Origin of the sequence: Nocardia puris (assembly GCF_036051655.1) — a bacterium.
Lineage (GTDB): Bacteria > Actinomycetota > Actinomycetes > Mycobacteriales > Mycobacteriaceae > Nocardia > Nocardia puris.
In genome coordinates this window covers 2,849,178-2,868,386 of the sequence record NZ_CP107943.1, presented here as the reverse complement: position 1 = coordinate 2,868,386, position 19,209 = coordinate 2,849,178, and the positions used below count along the sequence as shown (strand labels likewise).

22 protein-coding genes and 2 pseudogenes are annotated in these 19,209 nt (G+C 66.7%); 7 read left to right on the top strand and 17 right to left on the bottom strand.

The features are described 5' to 3' along the window. Window positions 1–37 precede the first annotated feature (37 nt). Window positions 38–1,669: a long-chain fatty acid--CoA ligase gene (locus tag OHB21_RS12765; protein ID WP_195142538.1), complete on the top strand. Its 1,632-nt coding sequence runs from the start codon at window positions 38–40 to the stop codon at window positions 1,667–1,669. Between the two features lie 168 nt (window positions 1,670–1,837). On the opposite strand, the gene OHB21_RS12760 is transcribed toward OHB21_RS12765, so the two are convergent. Next, entirely contained in the window at window positions 1,838–2,050 is a 213-nt protein-coding gene (locus tag OHB21_RS12760) for a transposase (protein WP_195142537.1), read from the bottom strand. Window positions 2,051–3,591: 1,541 nt separating this feature from the next. On the opposite strand from OHB21_RS12760, the pseudogene OHB21_RS37465 reads away from it, so the two are divergent. Further along, window positions 3,592–3,885: pseudogene (locus tag OHB21_RS37465) on the top strand (TetR family transcriptional regulator); the annotation flags it as partial. Between the two features lie 129 nt (window positions 3,886–4,014). Here the strand turns inward: OHB21_RS37465 and OHB21_RS12755 are convergent. The 5 genes from OHB21_RS12755 to OHB21_RS12735 all read right to left on the bottom strand — a co-directional run bounded on the left by OHB21_RS12755 (window position 4,015) and on the right by OHB21_RS12735 (window position 6,891). Then, a complete protein-coding gene (locus OHB21_RS12755; RefSeq protein ID WP_228815698.1) occupies window positions 4,015–4,893 on the bottom strand; it encodes a cytochrome P450 in 879 nt (292 codons plus the stop codon). Next, on the bottom strand, window positions 4,839–5,459 hold the full coding sequence (locus OHB21_RS12750; RefSeq protein WP_195142536.1) for a transposase: 621 nt from the start codon (window positions 5,457–5,459) through the stop codon (window positions 4,839–4,841). The genes OHB21_RS12755 and OHB21_RS12750 overlap by 55 nt, the downstream gene beginning before the upstream one ends. Then, window positions 5,384–5,923 carry a winged helix-turn-helix domain-containing protein gene (locus OHB21_RS12745; protein WP_195142535.1) on the bottom strand — a complete coding sequence of 180 codons (540 nt, stop codon included), beginning with the start codon at window positions 5,921–5,923 and terminating at the stop codon, window positions 5,384–5,386. Before OHB21_RS12745 ends, OHB21_RS12750 begins: the two co-directional genes overlap by 76 nt. 93 nt (window positions 5,924–6,016) lie before the next feature. Next, window positions 6,017–6,364: a cytochrome P450 gene (locus tag OHB21_RS12740; RefSeq protein WP_228815696.1), complete on the bottom strand. Its 348-nt coding sequence runs from the start codon at window positions 6,362–6,364 to the stop codon at window positions 6,017–6,019. Next, window positions 6,361–6,891, bottom strand: coding sequence for a PaaI family thioesterase (locus OHB21_RS12735; protein ID WP_195142534.1), 531 nt, complete (start codon window positions 6,889–6,891; stop codon window positions 6,361–6,363). Before OHB21_RS12735 ends, OHB21_RS12740 begins: the two co-directional genes overlap by 4 nt. Before the next feature lie 237 nt (window positions 6,892–7,128). Between OHB21_RS12735 and OHB21_RS12730 the strand changes: the two genes are divergently transcribed. Continuing rightward, window positions 7,129–7,764: a TetR/AcrR family transcriptional regulator gene (locus OHB21_RS12730; protein ID WP_324192310.1), complete on the top strand. Its 636-nt coding sequence runs from the start codon at window positions 7,129–7,131 to the stop codon at window positions 7,762–7,764. 72 nt (window positions 7,765–7,836) lie between these two features. Continuing rightward, window positions 7,837–8,838 carry an IS481 family transposase gene (locus tag OHB21_RS12725; protein ID WP_328435373.1) on the top strand — a complete coding sequence of 334 codons (1,002 nt, stop codon included), beginning with the start codon at window positions 7,837–7,839 and terminating at the stop codon, window positions 8,836–8,838. A 557-nt stretch (window positions 8,839–9,395) separates the two neighbouring features. On the opposite strand, the gene OHB21_RS12720 is transcribed toward OHB21_RS12725, so the two are convergent. From OHB21_RS12720 to OHB21_RS12700, 5 genes are all read right to left on the bottom strand, one after another. Further along, complete coding sequence (locus OHB21_RS12720; protein WP_195142346.1) at window positions 9,396–10,058, bottom strand: response regulator transcription factor; 663 nt, start codon at window positions 10,056–10,058, stop codon at window positions 9,396–9,398. 52 nt (window positions 10,059–10,110) lie between these two features. Then, window positions 10,111–10,716 carry a transposase gene (locus OHB21_RS12715; protein ID WP_324192240.1) on the bottom strand — a complete coding sequence of 202 codons (606 nt, stop codon included), beginning with the start codon at window positions 10,714–10,716 and terminating at the stop codon, window positions 10,111–10,113. A gap of 1 nt (window position 10,717) precedes the next feature. Beyond that, a complete protein-coding gene (locus tag OHB21_RS12710; RefSeq protein ID WP_324192241.1) occupies window positions 10,718–10,909 on the bottom strand; it encodes a transposase in 192 nt (63 codons plus the stop codon). A gap of 61 nt (window positions 10,910–10,970) precedes the next feature. Continuing rightward, on the bottom strand, window positions 10,971–11,480 hold the full coding sequence (locus OHB21_RS12705; RefSeq protein ID WP_195142347.1) for a universal stress protein: 510 nt from the start codon (window positions 11,478–11,480) through the stop codon (window positions 10,971–10,973). Between the two features lie 22 nt (window positions 11,481–11,502). Next, complete coding sequence (locus tag OHB21_RS12700) at window positions 11,503–13,041, bottom strand: MFS transporter (protein WP_195142370.1); 1,539 nt, start codon at window positions 13,039–13,041, stop codon at window positions 11,503–11,505. Between the two features lie 163 nt (window positions 13,042–13,204). Here OHB21_RS12700 and OHB21_RS12695 point away from each other — a divergent pair, with 163 nt between their 5' ends. Beyond that, window positions 13,205–13,879, top strand: coding sequence for a TetR/AcrR family transcriptional regulator (locus tag OHB21_RS12695; RefSeq protein WP_195142348.1), 675 nt, complete (start codon window positions 13,205–13,207; stop codon window positions 13,877–13,879). Between the two features lie 568 nt (window positions 13,880–14,447). On the opposite strand, the gene OHB21_RS12690 is transcribed toward OHB21_RS12695, so the two are convergent. Continuing rightward, the gene (locus OHB21_RS12690; protein ID WP_324192242.1) at window positions 14,448–15,011 is read right to left on the bottom strand and encodes a TetR family transcriptional regulator C-terminal domain-containing protein; all 564 of its coding nucleotides are present in this window, start codon (window positions 15,009–15,011) and stop codon (window positions 14,448–14,450) included. Here OHB21_RS12690 and OHB21_RS37460 point away from each other — a divergent pair. Further along, window positions 14,975–15,052, top strand: a pseudogene (locus OHB21_RS37460) (peroxiredoxin); the annotation flags it as partial. The gene OHB21_RS12690 and the pseudogene OHB21_RS37460 overlap by 37 nt on opposite strands. 13 nt (window positions 15,053–15,065) lie before the next feature. Next, the gene (locus OHB21_RS12685) at window positions 15,066–15,344 is read left to right on the top strand and encodes a hypothetical protein (protein WP_228815553.1); all 279 of its coding nucleotides are present in this window, start codon (window positions 15,066–15,068) and stop codon (window positions 15,342–15,344) included. 157 nt (window positions 15,345–15,501) lie between these two features. On the opposite strand, the gene OHB21_RS12680 is transcribed toward OHB21_RS12685, so the two are convergent. The 5 genes from OHB21_RS12680 to OHB21_RS12660 are packed head-to-tail and all read right to left on the bottom strand — an operon-like array spanning window position 15,502 to window position 19,120. After that, a complete protein-coding gene (locus tag OHB21_RS12680) occupies window positions 15,502–15,933 on the bottom strand; it encodes a hypothetical protein (protein ID WP_195142349.1) in 432 nt (143 codons plus the stop codon). Continuing rightward, window positions 15,930–17,108 carry a molybdopterin-dependent oxidoreductase gene (locus OHB21_RS12675; RefSeq protein ID WP_195142350.1) on the bottom strand — a complete coding sequence of 393 codons (1,179 nt, stop codon included), beginning with the start codon at window positions 17,106–17,108 and terminating at the stop codon, window positions 15,930–15,932. The genes OHB21_RS12680 and OHB21_RS12675 overlap by 4 nt, the downstream gene beginning before the upstream one ends. Window positions 17,109–17,118: 10 nt before the next feature. After that, entirely contained in the window at window positions 17,119–17,769 is a 651-nt protein-coding gene (locus OHB21_RS12670; protein WP_195142351.1) for a class I SAM-dependent DNA methyltransferase, read from the bottom strand. Further along, a complete protein-coding gene (locus tag OHB21_RS12665) occupies window positions 17,766–18,458 on the bottom strand; it encodes a TIGR04282 family arsenosugar biosynthesis glycosyltransferase (protein WP_324192243.1) in 693 nt (230 codons plus the stop codon). Before OHB21_RS12665 ends, OHB21_RS12670 begins: the two co-directional genes overlap by 4 nt. Further along, window positions 18,455–19,120, bottom strand: coding sequence for a glycosyltransferase family 2 protein (locus OHB21_RS12660; RefSeq protein WP_195142352.1), 666 nt, complete (start codon window positions 19,118–19,120; stop codon window positions 18,455–18,457). Before OHB21_RS12660 ends, OHB21_RS12665 begins: the two co-directional genes overlap by 4 nt. Window positions 19,121–19,209 lie beyond the last annotated feature (89 nt).

Below are 19,209 nucleotides of genomic sequence, written 5' to 3'. Positions count from 1 at the left end.
TGTCGGTTCGACGGCAACTCTCTCAATAAGGAATGTTATGCAGAGCACGATGATGACCGTCCCGTTGACAACTGCGGCGATTCTGCGCCACGGCTCGAGTGTGCATGGCTCGTCGACCGTGCGGACCTTACAGCCCGACGGGAGCATAAAGGTCGCCTCGTTCGCCGAGATCGGACGGCGGTCCGCCCAGTTGGCCAACGCGTTGCGCGGTTGTGGGATCACAGGCGATGAGCGTGTCGCGACCTTTATGTGGAACAACCAGGAACATGTGGAGGTCTATTGTGCGGTGCCCTCGATGGGCGCGGTATTGCACACCCTCAATCTACGCCTCGCCTCAGATCAACTCGTCTACATAGGCAACCACGCCGAGGACCGGGTCGTGATTCTCGATGGAAGCCTGGTCCCGCTGCTGGCCCCCGTGCTGCCGCAGATCACCAGCGTGCACACCGTCGTCGTGACCGGCGGGGTGGACCTCACCCCGCTGCACCGTGACGGGCTCACAGTCGTGGGTTACGAGGAGTTCATCTCCGCCCAACCCGAGACGTTCGACTGGCCCGACCTCGATGAGCAGTCAGCAGCCGCCATGTGCTACACCTCTGGTACCACCGGAACCCCCAAAGGTGTCGCCTATAGCCACCGGTCGACCTACCTGCACTCGATGGCGGCCTGCGCCGCCGACGGACTGCGAGTCGGCTGTGACGACCGGATCCTCGCCATTGTGCCGATGTTCCATGCCAACGCCTGGGGACTGGTCTATGCCGCCCTCATGGCCGGTGCCGACCTGCTCATGCCTGACCGGTTCCTGCAGGCCGAGCCGCTGGTACGGCTCATCGATGCCCAGAAGCCAACCGTCGCAGGCGCGGTCCCGACGATCTGGAACGACGTGCTGAACTTCGTGGAGGCCAACCCCAACTACGACATTTCCTCTCTCGGTCTGGTTGCCTGCGGTGGCTCCGCCGTGCCCGTTCACCTGATGGAGGTCTTCGAGGAGAAGTACGGCGTGCAGGTCGTCCAGGCGTGGGGAATGACCGAGACCTCGCCGCTGGCCGCCGTCGCACGTCCGCCGGCATCGCTCGACGCGCAGGAGCGGTGGCGCCTGCGAGCTACCCAGGGCCGTCCGGTTCCTGGTGTGGAGTTGCGGATTGTCGGCGACGCGGGCAATGAGCTCCCGCACGACGGAGAAGCCGTCGGTGAGCTGCAGGTGCGCGGACCTTGGATCACCGGCTCGTACATCGGCGAAGAGGATGACGGGGAGAAGTTTCAGGACGGTTGGTTGCGCACCGGCGACGTCGGTCGGATCGATGAACGGAGCTTCGTGACGCTGACCGACCGCACCAAGGACGTGATCAAGTCTGGTGGGGAGTGGATCTCCTCGGTCGAGCTCGAGCTGCTGCTCGCCGGACACCCCTATGTGCTCGAGGCATCTGTGATCGGGGTGCCGGACGAGAAGTGGCAGGAACGGCCTCTCGCGGTGATCGTCGTACGTGACGGTCGCGAGCCCACACCTGCTCATCTGCGTGACTTCCTCGTTGGTAAGGTCGCCAAATGGTGGTTGCCTGAGCGTTGGTGCTTCGTCGACGAGGTGCCCAAGACCTCGGTCGGCAAGTTCGACAAGAAGCGCCTGCGCTCCCTGTATGCTGACGGAGAGCTTGCCGTCATTGAAATCTAGGAATCTTCTCCGGCCGGAGATCTGGGAGTCAACCCCGGCTCCGTGTTGGATCTGGCCCAAACTTCTGTCGGCAGCACGTGAAGGATGGCCACCCTCGAACCCACAGCCGTCAGATGGTCCGGCTTGGGGGATCTGTCACGAATTTGGTGATTCGGTAGGGTGAATTGGTCACTCGCTCAGAAGGATTCGTTTGCGGAGTGGGTCGCTCTTCTCGCGGCCGGACATTCGGCGTTTGAGCATCTTGGTGCGGGGGACGTGGCCTTCGACGGTTCCGCTGCTCCAGGGCATGGTCAGCTCGGCGCTGACCGCGTCCTGGTCGCGGCGGAGGCCTCGCACGAACGAGTGCAGCGCCAGCTGGTCGTCGACGTCGACTGTGGCCATCCACCGTTCGAGATCCCGACCGCGCCGCTCGCCCATGATCTCGGCGAACGCGCGGACGTGCCCGGCCAGCGCGGCCGGTCGCGGACTGACTGCCAGGATCGAATCCAGGCGCGGCCGGGGTCCGGCAGCGAGGGGTGTTGGGGTTGGTCATGATCCAGCTGATGACTTCGCGGACGATCGGTGGCTGGGCGGCGCGACCGGGAGGTGGGTGAGAGCGAGGAAAGGCTGCAGGTAGTCGCGCACCAACATCTCGCTGCCTTGGTAGCTGTGGGCCGTGATCTCCTCGAACAGCCGCATTGTGTTGGGTACACGCCACATTCCACCGCCGATGCAGCTCGGGTTTGTATGCCTCGAGAATACGGACTCGGTACCCGAGGCGATTGTTGACCGGCAGTTCATCGGGCGCCTCAGCGCGGGCAAAGCGGCGTGTGGTACCGCGAGACAGACCCAGCTCGCGGCTGATCGCAAGGATGTTAGTTAGTCCCCTCGGCCAGCACTGGGCGTGACCCGGCTCCCGAGTGGGTTTCGGCGGCAAACCACAGCGGCATCAGGCCGGTCCTGCGGTTCGGGAGCGATGATCGCGGCGGGCAGGGCCGCCCGGTGGCGTGCCACGGCGCGATCGACCGCCCCGCCGAGATGTGCCAGATGCGCCACCGATCGGCGACTTGCAGCGCGTCCGGTGCCCCGCCGCCGCGCCTTCTGCGTAAGCGCCGATGCGGTCACGATAGACGATCTCAACGCCCGGATGGACCCGCAACCAGGCCGTAAGAGTGTGGCGGTCCCGTCTTCCAATACCTCGATCGGACGGTCGGTCTGCATGGCGGTCCGGAGTCGTCCCATAACGGTGCCCGCGACGGAAGACAAAGTCGTCCACGCCCAACACCCACGGAACCGGGTGGTGGGGATCGGGCAACGCTCGGATCTGGCGCAGCAACGTCATCCGGCTCACCGTCGCGGCATCTGCCGGTCGGCCGTGCTCCCGCGCGACCGCCCAGTGCCACGTAACCGCTGTCACCGGATCGTGCAGCAGTCCCGTACGCGGCGGGCGTTCCTCGCGGCCGAGTTGCGGGACCTGTTCGGTGAAAGTTCTTTTGCCGCAATCGGAGTTGCTGCGGGAACAACCTGCGGACCGTAGCCCGATCAAGATCTCGCGGCCGCTGATCGAGGTGTCCGGCAACCTCCGCCGGTAACGGCTATGGACCCGTCGGACGGCATCCCCCGCCCCCGCCCGGGAGAGCCGACCGGGCCGTCGCCGGTTGCGGGCCTCGATCCGTAGACCGTCCAGGAGCGGGGCAGAACCTTCATCGGTTCAAATAAGAGCACCGCGACATGATGAACTATCAACCGTCCCTTCGCGTCCCGAACGGGTCAATCACGGAATCTGTGCCCGATCCAGGATTGGGCGTGCCGTTGACAACTTCGTTTGCGCTGTGTTTCGAGTGGAGGTTCAGTCCACGGCGTACTCGTGGCGATCCCGCTAGGACATTGTTGGGCTCCTCTTTCGTCGAGCGAGACAAGTCGACACTCACCGGCACCGGACGCGGATCCGCGCGCTGCTCACCACCCAAGCCGATCTTGTCGAGCAGGCCTCGGTACAGCTGCCCACCCTGGCCCGGCTGGCGATGGGATCCATCGGCGTTGACCGCACAGACCCCGACCACCGCCACGCTGAACCGGCCGCGCTTCCCCTCGCTACGCGCCCCGCGTCATCGGTCGATACCGCCCACCCGTTCGACCACATTCTCACCCCCGACGCCCGCGCCGTGCCCGGCGAATTCGACATCACTTTCGCCATCATCCAACTCCTCGGCCCGATCGTGTTCGCCCGCCTCACTCCCGGAGGTGAACGCAAGTCCTTCGCTGAGCGGCCCGCCCGAGTCGATACCGGCCGACGTCATGAGGTCGCGCGACGGACCGGTTCCGCAATGCCCGGTGTTTCGTGGGGGAGGGCAGAACTACATGACTCACCGGGGCGCTACTTTCAGGCTGGACAGTCCACGGAAGGACACCCCGGTACGCCAGCACGGCTCCCCGACGAGAGCGAGCTGCGGAAAGCGCGCCACCAATCGTGGAAACAGCACGGCCCCTTCGAGCCGGGCCAGCGGCGCGCCGAGACAGAAATGGACGCCGGCGCCGAACGACAGCGGTGTGGTCCCGGTTCGGGTGATGTCGAGGGAGTCCGGGACAGCGAAGCGGTCGGGGTCTCGGTTGGCTGCGCCGAGCAGGGTCAGCACAACCTGCCCGGGCTGTAGATCGACGCCTGCCAGTCGGGTCGGTTCGAGGACCGTGCGCCCATTGGTTTGGACAGGGGCGTCGTAGCGCAGCAGCTCTTCGACCGCGCTGCTCGCCAAGTCGGGTCTGGCGCGCAGCAGGTCCATTTGGTCGGAGTGGGTGAGCAGCGCCGCGACGCCGTTACCTATCAGGTTCGTGGTGGTTTCGAATCTGGCCGCGAACAATAGGATTGCGGTGCCGACGCATTCGTCGTCATCCAGTACGTCGTCGCCGCGGGCGGCGGCGAGTCGGCTGAGCAGATCCTGGGCAGGGTGAGCGCGCTTGGCGGCTAGCAGGTCGGTGAAATATGCGGCAAGTTCGTCTTCGGCCTCACAGGCGAAGGTCAGGGCCGCGGTATCGGCGTTGGGTTCGAGCGAGGCCAGGAGAGCGCGCACCATGGGTGCGGCGACGGCTCGGTCGGCCTTCGGTACTCCGAGGAGGTCGCCGATCACGTTGACCGGGAGTGGGAGCGCGAGTTCGCTGATGATGTCGGCGACCTCATGCTCGCTCATGGCATCTAACGAGGTTTTCGGCGTGATGTCGTGAGTGTGAGTCCGGTTGTGGTGAGGCATCCGTCGATGAGGGTGGGGCGGTACTGGATTCGGCGTAGGCCGTGGCGGAGGCTGTGTATCAGGTGGGTCGGGTCGTTGAATGCGGTGTTGGCCTGGCTGCCTCGCCGCAGCAGCGACCAGATGCTCTCCACCGGGTTCAACTCGGGCGCATACGGCGGTAGCCGGTAGCAGCGGATCCAGTCGTGGCCATCGACGAACGCACGCAGGTGGGCGTCGCGGTGCACGTTCAAGTTGTCCCAGACCAACACGATCGGGCCGCCGAGTCGGCGGTGGGCATCGATGAGCAGGTCCCGGTAGTCGGTCCAGGCGAAACTGCGGCGCCCGCCGGTCTTCAGGTCCCGGTGGTGCTTGGGTCTATAGAACAGCCGGGAGCGCTCACCGTCCTTGTAGCAGGTCACCGCAGCGATGGAGAACCGGCGCTGAGATCGTCCCCGGACCGTGACCACAGGCGTGCACCCACGCACCGACCAGGTACCCCGTGTCGGCGGCGTCATCGAGAATCCGGCCTCGTCCTCGAAGACCAGCCAGGCCCCGAGCGCCGCCGCCGTGCTTTTACCTGCGGCCACGTCTGTTTCACCCACCCGGCCACCGCCTGCGGGTCACGCTCGACCGCCCGCCGGGCCGGTATTTGATGGCTCCATCCGTGTCGACGCAGTAACTGCCAGGTACTCGCCGGCGACAGACTCGTGCCGAACCGGCGGCCGATGAGGGTCTGGATCCGGGCCAGGGTCCAGGTCTGGTCCGGCCAACCGTGAGCGAGGGCCCCCTTGGCCAGTTCGGTCTCCAGCACCGTGAACGTCTCGTCGTCGAGTTTCGGCCGGCCCGGCGATCCTTTCGACCGCACCGCATTCTGCCCGCCGCGCCTCCACGCTCCGCGCCACCGCTGCACCGATCGAACGCTGACCCGCAACCGCTTGGCGATCGTCGCATTGTCGTGCCCTTCGGCGAACATCTCGGCCGCCTGCACACGGATGCGTTCCCGGAACATCCGCCGCTCGGCCGTCAGCCCGCCACCCTGCGGATACCTCATGCCATCGGCATACACCCGCTGTCAACCCCACGACATCACGCCCAAAGGTTCGTTAACAGCCGGTTGATCTGGATGATGATCTGGGCTCGAAGCTCATCGATGTGGCGAGGCGTGAACACATCGGCGACCAGTCGGCGCAGCCGACTGGTCGGGGGGGTTGCGAAAAAGCATGGTGCGCCGGAATCGGTGCATGGCTTGATGTTGCAGCTCTTCTGGCACTTCGGACAAGCCGAACCCGAGCGACTCGTCGGCTTTGCCCAGCTTACGGTCGCGCAGCGCGGCGACGCAGTCGTCGTAGCGGGTCAGCACCAAGACCCCGGAGCGGGTCAGCAACGCGGGATACGTTTGGCGTAAGCGCCGGAACGCCTCGTAGGGACCAGCCTGTCCATGATCGGTGAGGAGCGCGTCGAGGAGTAGTTCCCGCTCGGTCGGCGCGGTCATCGTCGATCCTGGGTTTTCGCCTGCGACCTGATGAAGTGCTCGACGTCGACCACGATGAACAGGGCCGTGGCGGTTGCAACCGAGCGCCCCGCCACATCCTCGATCCTGGCCCCCAGATCCAATTTTCGGCCTTCGCGTGAGCGTACGACCGCATGAAGAGCGTAGGGAGTGTCCAACAGGATCGGAGCGAGATAGTCGATCTCGAGGTGCCGGGTCACGGCGAGCTCCCCTACCGTATAGAGGAGGAATCCGAACAAGTCGTCGATGACCGTCGCCACGGCGCCGCCGTGCGCGATCCCTGGCGCTCCGACATGGCGCTGATCGAAGATGTGGTGTGCGCAAACACCGTGTTCGCAACGCTGCGCGCGCAGGTGGTGTCCGTGCGGATTCTCCGGTCCGCAACCAAGACAGAGGTGGTGGTGTGGCGGCAGCTCGGGCGAGGCGGATTCCTGCGGCCGGAACGAACCGGCCCAGACTTCCAGGATCGGATCGGGTGATCCGCAGGTCATGTCCGGAGCCTCGCTCATGGGTAGACCTCTCTGCCGACGTGTCGGGCTGCGTGCCAACTGATCTCGCATACGGACCTCGAAACGGTACGCAATACCATTGCATACACTAGGTCTCTGTTTGTCAACAAATTACCAAAATCTGCCAGTTTGTTTGGGTCGTGTTTCAGGAACGCCGTGCAGTGCGTCTACATGCGACGCAGTTGGGGTTGGTGTTCATTCCTGAACAGATCCAGCTCCACTGTTACGATCGCCGGTGTGGTAGAAGAGTCGGTCAGGTTGTCGTTCCGGCGACAGCTACGTGACGAAGCGATCCGCGCGGCCCATGCACTGACCGTGGAGAAGGGCTGGGACCGGGTCCGGGTCAGCGAGGTTGCTGAGCTCATCGGGGTTTCGCGTCCCACGCTGTACAAGGAGTTCGGTGACAAGCAGGGGCTCGGGGATGCGCTCGTACTACAGGAAGCGGAACGGTTCTTGATCGGGATCGCGGAAGTGCTCGATCGCCACAGCAGTGCGGCCGAGGAGGCGATCCCTGCTGCGGTGCGCTACACGCTCGACGAGGCCGCCGCCAGCCCGCTGCTCAAGGCCGTGCTGATTGCCCCGGGCAGCACGCCTCGCGACGAGACCGGCGTTCTTCCGTTGCTGACGACCTCGGCGTCCATGCTCGGACTTGCGTCGGAGCGACTGGTCACCTGGTTCGGCGAACATTTTCCTCACATTGACCCCGACGACGTCACGGACGGAGTCGACGCGCTGATCCGGCTGACGGTCAGCCACCTCGTCTTGCCGAATACCGACGGTGCCGAGGCCGGACGCCGCATCTCCGAGGTTGCGTTGCGCTATCTAGGTGTTGCGGGTCATGAGGTTGTTGACGCTGGGGCAGGGGTGAGCTGAAGGGGGACGGATCTCCCGGCGGCAGGATGGAAAACGCCAATCCCCCATCCGCCCCAGCCGAAAGATCCGTCCGTGACCCACCGTAATGCCCCGCTGTCGATCGAAGGCCGCCGCCGTCTCGTGCAACGCTGCCGAACCCGCCCGATCGCCCATGTCGCCGCCGAGATGGGCATCTCGCGGCAATGCGCATCGAAGTGGGTCAACCGTCACCGTCAGTTCGGTGAGGCCGGGTTGCAGGACCGCTCCAGCGTTCCGCACCACCAACCGAGGGCCACCCGACCAGAAGTCGTGGTGCGGATCGAGAAGCTGCGGCGGGACAAGAAGTGGTCCGCCCGTCGGATCACCACCGAACTCGCCACCGACGATGTCGAGATCGCTGTGCGGACCGTCGGCCGGCAGTTGAAGCACCTGGGACTGCACCGGCGCCGGTTCATCGACCCGAACGGCGAGAACAACCGGAGACCACGCCGGATCACAGCCCGCCGGCCCGGTCACATGATGCATCTGGACGTGAAGAAGGTCGGACGGATCCCCGACGGTGGTGGCTGGCGCGTCCACGGCAAAGGATCAGCGCAAGCCAGAACCGTCGGCCGCGCCAAGAAGAAGGGCGCGCGAGCCGGATACGTCTACCTCCACTCAGCGGTGGACGGCTACTCCAGACTGGCCTACACCGAAGCACTCACCGACGAGAAAGCTGCTACAGCAATCGGATTCACTCACCGCGCCCGGGCGTTCTTCGCTGCTCACGGCATCAGGTTCATCGAACGGATCGTCACCGACAACGGGTCCTGCTACCGAGCCCACGACTTCGCGACCGTGCTGCACGGTGCCCGCCACCAGCGCATCAAGCCCTACACGCCCCGCCACAACGGGAAGGTGGAACGCTACAACCGGATCCTGGCCGAGGAATTCCTCTACGCCCGCGAATGGACCTCCGAACGGCAGCGCAGCGAGGCCCTCGGGATCTGGAACGTCCACTACAACTACCATCGGCCGCATACTGCTGCCGGCGACCGACCCCCGGCCAGCCGCCTCGACACCGGCGTCACCAACGTCATGGCCTCATACAGCTAGGACTCGCCGCACCCTCGTCCGGTATGAGGCTGCCAAAGTCCGTGCAAGGTCGAAGTGGAGTTGCTGCAGCCGCCGAACTCATGTGACGGCCGCAACAAGCGCCGCCGCCAGCGCGCCATGCGAGCCTGCCGACACGACGACCGTACGTCCAGCAGAGGGCTTGAGCCCCGGGTAGCGATTGTGAGTGAGCAGGTATCGATCGAGTCAGTTCGGTGCCCGATGTTACCGTCGGCGAGCTGCATGATCGCCCGGCTCATACGACGACGGTGCGGATCCAACAAGTACCTGGCGTGAGTGACGAGTACATGCGGCCATTTGTATAGGTCCTGCAAATGGCCACTTGTACTTTCGCGAAGCGAATAACTATCCCCGCCATGATCACTCAACTCAGGCGACGCCTACGAAGGTGGGATATGAGACCCGACCCCCGGGCGCCTGTCGATAGTTCCTGTGAGACCGTCCAACACGGGTTGGCTGCACGGCGAACCGATGAGTCGAATAGTCGGCGTACGTAGCTCTGGGTCGAGTTGCAGGGCCACCGGACATTTCGAGTGCTCTCAACGTTCATCGAGGCCATCGAGTAGTCCGTACCGTCCCGCCATGCCCGCTGCCTCGACGCGATTGGCCGCGCCGAGCTTGCCTAGGAGAGACGCGACCATGCGCTTCGCCGTCCGCTCCGACACATTCAAGCGATTGGCGACTTCGGTGGTCTCCAGTCCTCGTGACAGAAGTACCCAGAGGCGAAATTCTTCGGAGCCGAGTCGCGCGCGAATGTGATCGGGCGTGCGTCGGATACCGCCGAGCACCGCCGCGAACAGCGGGGCCTCTACTACTCGAAAGCCGGCAACTACGCTGAGCAACGGAAAGACCAGCGTGTCGGGATCGGCTGACTTCGAGAGGTAGCCGTCCGCACCTGCTCTGAGAGCAGCTTCCGCGAGGTCTTGATCGGTGGTGCCGGAAAGAGCCAAGACCTTTGTGTCTGGACATCGGGCCTTGATGTGTCGGATTGCTGCAATCCCGCCGAGTGGCGGCATCGCCAAGTCCACGATTGCAACATCCGCACGGCACTTGGTGACCAACGTGACGGCTTCCTCGGGGTACTTGGTGCATCCGCTGAGTTCGAACTTGTCGCCGGCCCGCGTGCTGAGCAACAACGCCAGACCCTGGGTGAAGAGATCGTGGTCGTCCACAAGCACGACGACCACCTTGTCGTCTGGCATGGGTATACTGTATCCAAAAGGTAACCGCTATGTGAAGCTCTGTTAAGAGCTCCTATCGGGTTCGGTTACTGGGGCGTCGCCAGCAGATCAGTGCCGCATCGAGATTCAGGAATCCGTAGTGGATGTCGACGCGGCGTTCCCACCGGACGGCCAGGCGCCGGTATTGGTGGAGCAGGGCGATGGTCTGTTCCACGATCCAGTGACTGGCGGTGACCTTGTCCCGGGTTCCGCGGCGAGGGATGTAGCCGGCGATGCCGCGTTGCCGCAGCTCGGTGTACACGCTGGGGTAGTCGTAGCCCTTGTCGCCGATGAGGGTCTTGAGCCGGCGGCGCGGTGGCCCGGGTCGACCGCGTAGTTGCCGGAGACCATCGAGCACGGCAGGCAGCATCAGGTGGTCGTTGACGTTGGCCGCGGAGAGCTCGACGACGAGCGGGAACCCGTTGCCGCAGGTCAGCGGGTGGTGTTTGGAGCCGGTCTTGGCGCGGTCTACCGGGCTGGGTCCGGTCGCGGAGCCCCCCTTTTGGCCCGCACGTGTGAGCCGTTGATCATGACCCGGTCGAAGTCGATCAACCCGGCGGCGTTGCTGCGGTCGAGGACCGCTTGGTGCATCGCGGTGAACACCCCGGCGGCTTGCCAGTCCCGCAGCCTGCGCCAGCACGTCATTCCGGACCCGAACCCGAGTTCCTGGGGCAGGTCTCCCAGCCGATCCCGGTGAACAGCACGAACAGGATGCCCTGGAACACCAGCCTCGGATCGTGCTGGGCCGGGCCCGGTGTCCCGGCCGGTTTCGCCGGTAGTAGCGGTTCGATAACCGACCACAACTCGTCATCCACGATCCATGGTGCTGCCACGGCGAAACATCCTGCACGACAGTGGGTCTCGCCGCTACCTGACCGAACCCGTTAGGAGGTCTTACCGGACACTCGCCGAGTGCCTGTGTGAGTGGTCCAGGGAGAGGTGGGGCGGATTGTCGGGTGGGGTGTGGACGATGAGGACGTCGCAGTGAGCTTTGCGGGCGAGTTCGACGGGCACGGTGGACGGCCAGCGGGCCAGCAGCGGGTGGCGGTGAGGGTGGCCGGTGACGATGAGGTCGGCGCCCGTGGTGGCGGCTAGGTGGAGCAGGGCGTGCAGAGTGGGTGGAGCCAGGATATGGGTGGCGATGTCGGTGGCGCCGTGGGTGGTGGCGTGGCGGTGTGCGATGCGCAGGATGGCGTCGGTGGGGGTGGTGCCGCGGATCTGGTAGGCGTCGGGGCCGAGTCGGTCGAGGTCGGGGCCGAGGGTGTGTGGGTCGATGTCGTGGCGGGCGCACAGGATGAGCAGGCGGGCGTGGCTGGCGTGGGCGAGTTCGGCAGCGTGGCCGACGACGCGGTAGGAGCGGTCGGAGCCGTCGGTGTCGACGAGGATGGTGTGGTAGGCGGTCATGGCCGGCTCTTCACGGTGGGTATCAGGCGTATCGGTCCGTCAGCGTGGTCGCCGGATCACGCACGGCGGTCGAGGTGAGCAGGGGTGTGCGTCCGGGGGCGAGGACGGCAAGCACGAGTGCCCCGGCCGCGGTAATGGCCGCCAGCGCGAGTGCGGCCCGGGTGCTGCCGTGCACGAACGCGGTTTTGGCGAACTCGGCCAGCGGCTGTGCGGCGGGTCCGGCGCGGTCGGCGACTTGCAGGGCGGCGGCGAGAGAGTCGGCGACCGGGCCGCGGGCGGGTTCGGGCAGTCGTGGCAGGGCGGGTTGGATATGGTGGGTATATCCGGCGGCGAGCACGCTGCCGGATACAGCGATCCCGATGGCCGCGCCGATCTCACGGGCGGCATCGTTGATCGCGGCGGCGACACCGTGTTTGGCCACGGGAGTGTCGGCGATGATGGCGTACGTTGCCGGCGCGGTGCACAACCCCAACCCGGCGCTCAGGATCAGCAACGGCCACAACAGGTCCGGATAATCGGCGGCCAGGGTCAACCGGCTCACCAGCACCAGTCCCGCCGCGATGGTGAGCAGCCCGGTGACGGTCATCGCCCGCAACCCGACCTGGCTCGACAGCCACGGCGCGATCACCGAGATCGCCACCAGCGGCACCACCATCGGCGCCAGGGCCAGCGCCGAGCCCAGCGGCCCGTAGCCCAGGATCAATTGCAGATATTGCACCAGCAGTAGGAACACCCCGAAGGTGACCAGGAACTGGATGGTCACCGACAACGACCCGGCCCCGAAACCCCGGCGGGCGAACAACCGCACGTCCAGCAGCGGTGCCGCGACTCGCAGTTCCACGATCACGAACACCACCGCCGCGGCGACACCGAGCCCGAGGGTCGGGGTCACGAGCGGGTCGAGCCAGCCGCGCGGGGGGATCTCGACAGCGGCGAACACGATCGCCGCGACCGCGACCGCCACCGTCACCGCGCCCACCCAGTCCATCGGGGGATGCTCACGCTGACGGGATTCAGCGATGGTGCACGCCAGCCCTGCCAGCACCAGCCCGGCCACGGTAAGCCCTACGAACACCGATTCCCACGACCACCGCTCAAGCAGCAGCCCCGAGCCGAGGATCCCGAGCACCGCGCCGGACCCGGCGACCCCGGCCCACACCCCGACCGCCCGCCCGCGATGAGCCTCAGGCAGCCCCGCGGTCAGGATCGACAGGGTCGAGGGCATCACCAGCGCCGCGCCCGCTCCTGCGGCCGCGCGGGCGGCGATCAACCACGCCGGCCCCGACATGAGCAGCGGCAGCGCCGAGGCCACGGAGAACACCGCCAGGCCCGCGATCAGCACCGCGCGGCGCCCGTAGCGGTCACCGACTGCACCGGCGGGTAGTACCAGGCACGCCAGGACCAGGGTGTAGCCGTCGACGATCCAAGTCAGCTGCGATTGCGTCGCGCCGGTCGCGACCGCGATGAGCGGCAACGCTGAATACAGCGCCGCCATCGCCGCGACGACCAGTGCCACCGCCAGGCACGACACCGTCAGCATCCACCACTCGGCCCGCGCCATCACACTGCGACCGTCGGTCGTTTCCGGTGCGTTCACCGGCACCTCCCACACGACGAAACCATCAGTATCGTTTCGCTACTATCAGTATCATAGGTGGGAGTGGTTGCGATAGAGTCGGAATCGGACACATTCACCGTCGCCCTTCCTGGAGGTCTGCCCGACCATGACCGCCCCCGACCCGGCCGACACCGGCACCGCCGCGCCCGAATCTCGCATCGGTGAGGACAGCGGAGATCTCGAACAGACCGATCCGCGGCTGGCGCGTTCGCGGGCCCGATTGCTCGACGCGGCCACCCACCTGCTGGCCACCGGGGGTATCGACGCGGTCACCATCGATGCGGTCACCCGCACCTCGAAAGTCGCCCGCACCACCCTCTACCGGCACTTCGGCAGCAGCACCCACCTGCTCGCGGCCACCTTCGAACGCCTACTCCCGCTCGTGGACACTCCTCCAGTCGATGGGCCCGTGCGCGAGAGGTTGATCGCGCTGCTCACCGCCCAAGCCGACCTGATCGACAATGCCCCCATCCAGCTGACCACCTTGGCCTGGCTGGCTATGGGCTCCATCCCCGCCGACACAGCCCCGAACTCAGCCGCGATCACCTCTCTGCGCGCCCAGGTCATCCGCCGCTACCGCGAACCGTTCGACCACATCCTCACCAGCCCCGACGCTCGCGCCCACCTCGGAGACCTCGACACCACCTTCGCCATCATCCAGCTCCTGGGCCCGATCGTCTTCGCCCGCCTCACCGGGCTGCGCAGCATCGACCACCACGACTGCGCACTGCTGGTCGACAGCTTCCTCACCGCCCACAATCGGCATCCCGCCCGCAAGTAGCCGACACAGCTCGCCGATGACCCCTATCGGCTCAACGGCCAGCGCAGCCCACGACGGACCGCCGTGCGCAGGATCTGCAATCTCCGGCACTGTCCCGTTCCGGTGGTAGCGAATCAGGTCTCACCCGAGGAGAATCGCTGCACAATGGCATGATGCACGGACCTGGTTCGGCGTGCCGTAGCCGAGAAGCCGACGGTCCCCGCGTGATCCTCGAGACGGCCTACCAAGTCATTCCGAGAAGACTCCACGCGATGACCTTTGGACAGCGTATCGACCCCAACACCCCCGTTCGGCTTAGCAGCTCGCCGCAACGAGCCCGGATTTGTTCCGCCGGATGCTGTGTCGACGTTCATCCAGACGATGATGAGCGTCGAAGCCCCCGCCGCCTCGCAGCGACCTGCCGCACGCAGACCACGCCATCACGAAAGTGGGCCAGATCCCAGCGTTCGCACCTACAGCCGCGACGCCGAGAAAGCCGACCGGCAGGGAAGGTGACGAACGGACATGCCGCCTGGAACGTGTCACCGCGCTGGGCCCGTTCCCAGCGGGTGCGGGCGGGAACCCGAACTCAGCGAACACCGCCGGTCGGCCGCGTTCGCCGCACGCGGCGTCGGTAGATACTCACATGGTTGAACGCCATGTTCAGAGCGAGTTCGAGCGGGCGTTCGCCGTGCGTTACCTGGGCCATCAGAAGCCCGCCCTGCAGCGCGCTCATGACCGTCAGCGCCAGTTCGTCGGGGTCGGCCTCGATAGTGAGCTCTCCACGGTCGCGCATGGCGGTAAAACCCTCGGACAAGTGCGACTGCCACACGGCGAAACAGTCGGCGAGGACCTGGCGCGCCGCCTCGGACCCGTCGGCCAGTTCGCCGACGAGTGAGCCGAGGGGGCAGCCGCCGGCCCCGTGGGTCGCGCGGCTCGCGGCCATCAGTTGCTCACACCAGCGCTGCAAGCCCTCCCACGAGGAGAGCTCGCTCAGCGTCGAGTTCTGGGCTGCGAGGATGCGGTCGAGCTGAGTTTTGATGACTCCGCGGACGAGCGCATCCTTGTCCGCGAAGTAAGTGGTATAGCTGCGACTTGCTCGTATTGCTTGTCCTGATCTACCGCGGATCCTGGTGCCCGTACTGCAACGCACAGCTCGCCGGGTTCTCCCGCGCGTACGACACCCTCGCAGAGCTGGGCGGCAAGGTTGTCGCCTTGTCCGTCGACGACGAGGAGACCTCCACCGCACTCGTCGGCCAAGCACGCACTGTCCTTTCCGGTCGGCTACGGCGCGGATGCCGAGAAGGTCGCGGCGGCGACGGGCGCGTACGTCAACGAAGATCCGCGCTACCTGCAATCGACCGCTTTCGTCCTCGCCCCCGACGGGACGGTGAAAGTCGCCGTCTATTCCAGTGACGCCATCGGGCGGTTTGTCGCCGACGATGTGGTCGGCGCCGTCCGCTACTGGACCCAGCACACCGCCTGACGCGCCACTGCTCCGAGGTGATGGGCGCGACGAAGTTCCTGCATTCGCCTTCCCTCACCCCGGAGACTATTTTGCCAGTTGTGGGACCACCCAGCCTGGCTGCGGGTTTCTGGTCGCTCGGCCCAGGGATCTTCACATAGAAGTAGATGCACCACTATTACTGATGTGATTGATCGTTGGGCCGGGAACGGCTCGAGGTTCGCTGCCATATAGCGAGGGTCGCGCCCAGTGCGGTGAGCCAGACTGCGGCGAGCGCGATGGCGAGCCCGAGCGGGTAGTCGCGGTCGAGGACAGTGGGGTTGCCGGTGCTGCTGCGTCCGAGGACGGGGACGGCGACGAGTATCAGGGTGATGGTGGCAACGGTGGCGTACGCGAGCGGGGTCCAACGGCGAGGTGGGATGGCGCGACGGGCGGTGAGTCCGGCGGCAGCGGCGAGAGGGGCGAAGACCGCGTCGTGGGCGAGGATGCCAGCGGTGAACCAGATGCCGATCGACCGGAGGTCGGCCGGGGGCAGGTCGAGAAGCAGGCTGAGACCATACGCGGCGAGGCCGATACCGACGGCGGCGAGCAGGACACGGATGATGGTCATGGCAGTACCTCGATAGTGGACAGCCATTTGGTTTGCAGGACGCCGGGGCGGTTGGGTGCGATGAGCCGGCAGGGGTAGCCGTGGTCGAGGTCGAGGTCGGCACCGTTGAGCCGTAGAGCGACCAGGGTGTCGGTGGCGACGGCGTGTCGGTGGGGCAGGATCGATTGCCGGTAGAGCCCGCCCGGTTCCAGAGAGGTGAACCGTACGTCGCCGTCGGTGTTCTCGTCGACAACGGCGAGCAGGTCGCGCAGCCGTATGCCGGTCCAGTGGGCGGTGGCGCTCCAGCCCTCGACGCAGGTGATAGGCAGGGTGGCTTCGGCTTGTGGTAGAGCTTGCAGGTCGGTGCGGGTGAACTGGCGCTGGCGGTCGCCCACGGTGACTGTGAGTCGGTAGGCGGGGTCGAGGGCAGATTTCCCGACTCCGGCTTGGGCGGCGGTGCGATTGACAGGTAGCCCTTGGGGGCCGTCACCGCTGCGGGGTGCGAGCACGGCCAGTCGGCGCAGCCAAGGCACGGTCTGGCCCGCGATCGATAGTCCAGCGGCAGTCGCGGCGAGCGCGGTCGCGCCGAGCACCGTGCGGCGGGACACGCCCACGCCTTGTCGCGTGGTGGAGGCTGGTTCCACGGGCTGCGTGAGGGCTCGACGTACGATCGGCAGCTTCACCGCCAGGTGCACGGCCAGTGCGCCGACGGCGATCCAGGCCATCGTGTAGTGGGCGGTGGGGAAGAAGAATCGCCAGGGGTAGTACTGGGCGATGTTGAACAGCCCGGTAGCCAGTTGGAAGATCACCGAGCCGACCAGTACGGCGATCGAGCCGCGTTCCAGCGCCCGCAGCGGGTTGCCGAGCAGCGGGCGGGCGAACAATCGCGGGTAGACCGACCATAGTTTCACCAGCAGCAGCGGTATGGCGATCACGCCGGAGATGACGTGCGCGCCTTGAGTGACCCGGTACAGCCATACCGGATGAGCGGGCCAGACGAACCAGCTGGGTGGGTGTTGGATGCCGTGGCTGATGAGACCGGTAGCGAAGCAGATTACGATAGCGGCGCCGAGAGCGATGCCGGCGCGGGCGGCGACGGCTGGTCCGCGGGCGGGGGAAATTCGCTCGGTGATGGCGTCGGGCAGCAACAGATCCGGGCGGGGTTGTTCCGGTGCGGGGTCAGGGCGGGTGGTCATTCGCGTCTCCTCATCGGGGTCGGGCGTGGGTGAGCCAGGCGATGGGACGGTCGGACACGGTAGTGGTGGTCAGTACCTCGAGTCCGGCGACGGCGGCGAGATCGGGGACGTGTTCGATGCCGACGTGGGCCCAAGGGAACCAGTCGCCGACGGCGGTGTGGGTTTCGAGCCGGATCGGCCCGGACACCATTCCTGTTCCGGCTGGTTCGAATTCGACGACGGCGACGCCGCCGGGGGCGAGGAGGTCACGGACGCGGCGCAGCATCCGGGCCGGGTCGCCACCGATGCCGAGGTTGCCGTCGGCGAGCAGGGCATAGTGCCAGCGGCCGTGGCCGGGCAGTGGCCCGAACAGGTCGCGTTGCAGCGCGGGTGCGCCGCGGGAGCGGGTGATCGCCACCGCGATCGGTGACAGGTCGACACCGAGCGCGGCTACCCCACGGCCGGTCAGGCGTGCGGCCAGCCGGCCGGGACCGCAGCCCAGGTCGATGGTCGGGCCGTCGCACCATCGGGTCAGGACGTCGTCGGCGAGCTCGTCACCGGTGGTGGCGCCGAGCCAGCGCCGCACCGGCAGCGGTCGGGTGCGGCCGTCGTCACAGCGCACCCAGCAGGGTTCTCCAGCGAGCGCCCGGCCGTAGAGGTGCATACTCGTCCCGGCGGTCATGACGACACCAGACGGGCGGCGGGGAGGCTTCGGACAGCGTCGGCGAAGCGTCCGGTGACCTCGGAGGCGACGGACAGAGCAGCGGGGAAGTCGTCGACGTCGGTCAGGATCGGCAGCCGGTGCACGCGGTATCCGTGCTGCTGCAGCATGTTGCGGGTGAGTTCGCCGGTGCGGGAGGTCGACATGGGGATGTCGGCGAGTGCCCGGGCGGGTCGGGGATCGGACAGTCCGAGCGCCCACCAGCCGCCGTCGGCGGCCGGTCCGAGTGCGGCGGTGCCGGTCGGCAGTGCGGCCGCGGCGGTGGTGAGCAGTTCAGGACCGGCTTGCGGGGTGTCCATCCCGATTTGCAGTACCGGTTGCCCGAAGCGGGCCGCGTCGGCGTGCGCGTTGGCCAGCCGCTGACCGAAGGTTTCGCCGCGTTGCGGGACCACGGTGAATTCGCGCAGGGCGGCGGCGATGTCGGCGGCAGCTTCGGCCTGCTCCAGGTCGCCGGTCCAGGCGACCATGAGATTCCGGACGCCGCTGGCGTGTGCCGCGGTCAGGGTATCCAGCAGTGCGGCAGCGGCCAGCCGGGCCGCTTCGAGGGGAGTCAGTGGCGGAGTGAGCCGGGTCTTGGCAAAGCCTGGAACGGGTGCTTTCGCCACGATCAGCACGGTGGCGGGCACCTCGGCACGCCGCGGCCGGGTCACCGCACGCTCCAGAAATCCTGTGCCGCAGTGACGCTACCGCGGACCGAGCCGGATACTTTCGATCGGCCATGGCTGCGCCGACGGTAGGTGATGTCGTGTTCGACAATCCGCCATCCCGCCCTTGCGGCGCTGACCAGCAGGTCCAGCGGGTAGCCGGAACGGGGATGCAGCGGCCCGAGGGCCTGCAACCGGTCGCGCCGGTGCACCCGCATGGCTGCTATGTCGTGGATGGGCAGCCCGTGGCGGCGACGCAGCCGGTGCGCGAGCAGCGCGTTACCCAGCCGGGCGTGCCAGGGCCAGACGCCGAACCCGGCGGGTCGGCGGCGACCGGCGACCATGTCCACCTCCGGTCCGAGCGCGGCCACCAGCCGCGGCAATTCGGCCGGATCCAGCGAGCCGTCACCGTCGAGCACCGCGACCACCTCGGTCTCGGCGGCATCGATGCCGGCGCGCACGGCGATCCCGTAGCCGGGCTGCGGCTGGGACACCAGCATCGCACCGCCGGAGCGGGCCACCGCGGCGGTCGCATCGGTGGATCCGTTGTCGACCACGATGACCCGGTATCCCGGCGGGACGGCCGACAGCACCGCGGGCAGCGCCCCTTCCTCGTTGCGGCAGGGGATCACCACCGTGACCTCAGCGGGTGAGTGTGTGGGTTTCATAGTGTCGACGCTAGATCCGCGTGCCCTGGATGAGGCGTGCGGAAACGGTGACGAAACTATGACGTGAACTGCTCCGATGGGGGCTGGCA